The 3517-nt window shown below is 74.9% G+C and carries 5 protein-coding genes; all 5 read left to right on the forward strand.

Annotated features, from left to right (window positions below):
- The first annotated feature begins 431 nt into the window (after positions 1–431).
- On the forward strand, positions 432–908 hold the full coding sequence (locus tag JNW89_RS31315) for a hypothetical protein (RefSeq protein ID WP_238451643.1): 477 nt from the start codon (positions 432–434) through the stop codon (positions 906–908).
- A 47-nt stretch (positions 909–955) separates the two neighbouring features.
- On the forward strand, positions 956–1111 hold the full coding sequence (locus JNW89_RS31320) for a hypothetical protein (protein WP_088959894.1): 156 nt from the start codon (positions 956–958) through the stop codon (positions 1109–1111).
- Between the two features lie 5 nt (positions 1112–1116).
- A complete protein-coding gene (locus JNW89_RS31325; protein ID WP_154941322.1) occupies positions 1117–1578 on the forward strand; it encodes a RidA family protein in 462 nt (153 codons plus the stop codon).
- Positions 1579–1702: 124 nt separating this feature from the next.
- Positions 1703–2536, forward strand: a complete 834-nt coding sequence (locus JNW89_RS31330) for an MBL fold metallo-hydrolase (RefSeq protein WP_238451642.1) — start codon at positions 1703–1705, stop codon at positions 2534–2536.
- Positions 2533–3517: adenylate/guanylate cyclase domain-containing protein (locus tag JNW89_RS31335; protein ID WP_309140045.1), on the forward strand; the 985-nt coding region annotated here is incomplete at its 3' end. The genes JNW89_RS31330 and JNW89_RS31335, both read left to right, overlap by 4 nt.

Below are 3517 nucleotides of genomic sequence, written 5' to 3' on the forward strand. Positions count from 1 at the left end.
GGGGCGGCGGGATGGCGCCCGGCCCGGGCTCGTCGGGGGTGGTGTCGACCGGCGCGGGGGTGGCCGGCGATCCGGTCGCTCCGTCGTTCGGCGGTTGGGTCATCTGGGTCACCCGGGGGATGGGCGTCCTCGCCGCCGTTGGGCGGGGAAGAGGGTTCGGGCGCGGCGGGCGACGTCGCTCGCCCGTCCGAGGCAGAAGGGTAGCGGTCGACGGGTCCTTCCGCGGCGCACCGTTCACGAGCCGAAGGCCGGCGTCGTCACGTTCTGGACGGGGCATGTGTCGCATATGTGACTTCAAGTGATCAACCATGCGCGTCCCGTTGTGGCCGTCCGGGCTGCGGTCCTACGTTCGTGCCGGCGGGGGAGCGGGTCGGGCGGTGGGTCCGGTCCGGACGGCGGTCAGTTCATGGTTTGAGGCCCGGAGGCAGTACATGCGCGACGCGGACAACATCGCTCGAGCCCAGTTCCCGCCCGGCGACCGGGCGGGCCGGCTCGCCGACCGGGGGGACGCGGACGGGCCGCTCGGCGGTCTCCCGGTGAACGAGCGGTCGTACCGCCGGTGCGCCGAGCCGAACGAGGTGCTGCGCATCCTCAACCGCGCGGGCGGGCGGGACGAGGACGAGCCCGGCTACGTCATCCACCTGCCGATCCGGGTGGCCGACCTGTCGGCGGCCACCGCGCTGGCCGGCACGGTGGCGGTCTCGCTGGGCTTCCTGCCCGAGTTGGACGCCGGGGAGACCACCGTCTCGACCGTCGACGACCAGAACAACCGGCACCGCGTCTTCTGCGACCTGCTGCTGCCCGACAAGTCCCGCTGCCCCCAGCCGTACGACCACGAGGGCCCGTGCGGGGAGGTGCCGACCGCCCCCGAGCAGCGTCCCGCGCCCCGGCCGACGCCCAAACCGTAGGCTGTGCCTGGAAACCAGTCCACGCCAGGCAAGGGAGCCTTCCACCGATGCAGAAGTGGGAATACGCCACGGTCCCGCTGCTGGTCCACGCGACCAAGCAGATCCTCGACAACTGGGGCGAGGACGGCTGGGAGTTGGTCGCCGTGGTCCCCGGCCCGAACCCGGACCAGCTGGTCGCCTACCTGAAGCGTCCGAAGGGCTGACGGGCATGAGCAACGGGCCTCACGCCAAGCTGGCGGAACTCGGGCTGGCCCTGCCCGAGGTCGTGCCGCCGGTGGCCAGTTACGTGCCGGCGGTGCAGTCCGGCCAGCACGTCTACGTCTCCGGCCAGCTGCCGATCGCCGAGGGCAAGCTGCTCGCCACCGGCAAGGTCGGCGCCGGCGTCTCCGCCGAGCAGGCCAAGGACCTCGCCGAGCGGTGCGCGCTGAACGCCCTCGCGGCGGTCGACGCGCTGGTCGGCCTGGAGAACGTCGTCAAGATCGTGAAGCTGACCGGCTTCGTCGCGAGCGCGTCCGGGTTCACCGGCCAGCCCGGCGTGATCAACGGCGCCTCGGACCTCTTCGGCGCGGTCTTCGGCGAGGCCGGCCGGCACGCCCGCTCCGCCGTCGGCGTCGCCGAACTGCCGCTCGACGCCCCGGTCGAGGTCGAGGTCATCGTCGAGGTCGCCTGACCGCACCGCCCGCTCCCCGCGATCCTGCGGTTCCGTGGCTGCTGAAAGCCGCGAACGGCCACAAACCATCGGCCGAAGCTGCAAGATCGCGGGGAGTGGCGGGCAGGGTCGTACGATCGCAGCCATGGGCGGGCATGTGACGGGGCCGGTGGCCGCGCTCGCGGACGGGCTGCCCGGCTGGGTGACCCTGTTGCGGGCGCCCAACCCCGGGCCGATGACGCTGGACGGGACGAACACCTGGGTGCTGCGCGCCGCCCCGGGCGCGCCCGCCGTGGTGGTCGACCCCGGACCGGCGGACGAGGGCCACCTGGGCCGGATCGCCGCACAGGGCCCGGTCGGCTCGGTGCTGATCACCCACGGGCACCCCGACCACACCGAGGGCTCCGCCCGCCTCGCCGAACTGCTCGACGGGGCCGCCGTGCGGGCCGCCGACCCGGCGCACACCATCGGCGCCGCGCCGCTGACCCCGGACGCTCCGGTGGAGGCCGCCGGCTTCACCGTCCGCCTGGTGCCGACCCCCGGGCACACCGCCGACTCGGTCTGCTTCCTTGCCGAACACGGCGACGAGCGGGTCGTGCTCACCGGCGACACCATCCTCGGCCGGGGCACCACCGTGGTCGCCCACCCCGACGGGCACCTCGGCGACTACCTCGCCAGCCTCGAACTGCTCTCCGCGTACCGGGGGATCCCGGCGCTGCCCGGGCACGGTCCGGCACTGGCCGACTGCGGCGCGGCGGCGGAGTTCTACCTGGCCCACCGGCGGGCCCGGCTCGACCAGGTCCGCGCGGCGGTCGAGGCCGGCGCGACCACCGCGCCCGAGGTGGTCGCCCGGGTCTACGCCGACGTCGACCGGTCGCTCTGGTGGGCCGCCGAATGGTCGGTCCGAGCCCAACTGGAGTACCTCGGGGTCGCCGCCCGGGAATCCGGCACCGGGGTCACGGAGTTGAAGCAGCCGTGACCTGCCCCGTGTGCGGCACCGTCGCCGTGCCCGGCGCCCGCTTCTGCCACAACTGCGGCGCCGCGCTGCCGGCCGCCGCGACCCTGCCCGCCGCCGAGCGGCGGGTCGTCACCGTGCTCTTCGGCGACCTGTCCGATTTCACCTCCTGGTCGGAGGACCTGGACCCGGAACGGGTCGGCGCGGTCACCGACCGGGTGCTCGCCGCGCTCGCCGGAGCGGTCAAGACCTTCGGCGGCCACGTCGACAAGCTCACCGGCGACGGCATCATGGCGGTTTTCGGCGCGCCGGTCGCGCACGAGGACGACGCCGAACGAGCGGTCCGTGCCGCGCTGTCCATGCAGCGGGCGGTCCGCCGGGTGCTCGACGACGAGCGGGGCGGCGGCGCGCCGCTCGGCCTGCGGGTCGGCCTGAACACCGGCGACGTGATCGCCGGCATCCAGGCGGCGATCGAGTACACCGTCATCGGCGACACGGTGAACACCGCCGCCCGGCTCGCCGACGCCGCCGCCGTCGGCGCGGTCTACGGCGGCGCCCGCACCTCCGCCGCCACCCGGCACGTCGCCTCCTGGCGGGCGCTGCGCCCGCTGCGACTCAAGGGCAAGCGTGAGCCGGTCGAGGCGTACGAGCTGCTGGGGCTCCTGGACGCCCCGGGTACCCGCTCGGGCCTCGGTGACGAGGCGCCGTTCGTGGGCCGGGAGACCGAGATCGGCCGGGTCGCCGGCCGGCTCGCCGAGGTGATCGACCGGAGCGAGCCCCGGGTGCTGCTGATGACCGCCGAGGCGGGGATCGGCAAGTCCCGCTTCGCCGCCGAGGTGGAACGCCTCGCGGCCGGCTACGACGTCGGCGCCGGCCGGTACGCCGCGCACACCGGCGCCCGGGTGCTCTCCGTCCGCTGCGCCGCCTTCGGCGAGCGGCGTCGGCTCGCCCCGCTGGCCGACCTGGTCCGGGCCGCGGTCGGGCTGCCCAACGACACGTCCACCG

Source organism: Micromonospora sp. 4G55 (assembly GCF_016803375.1).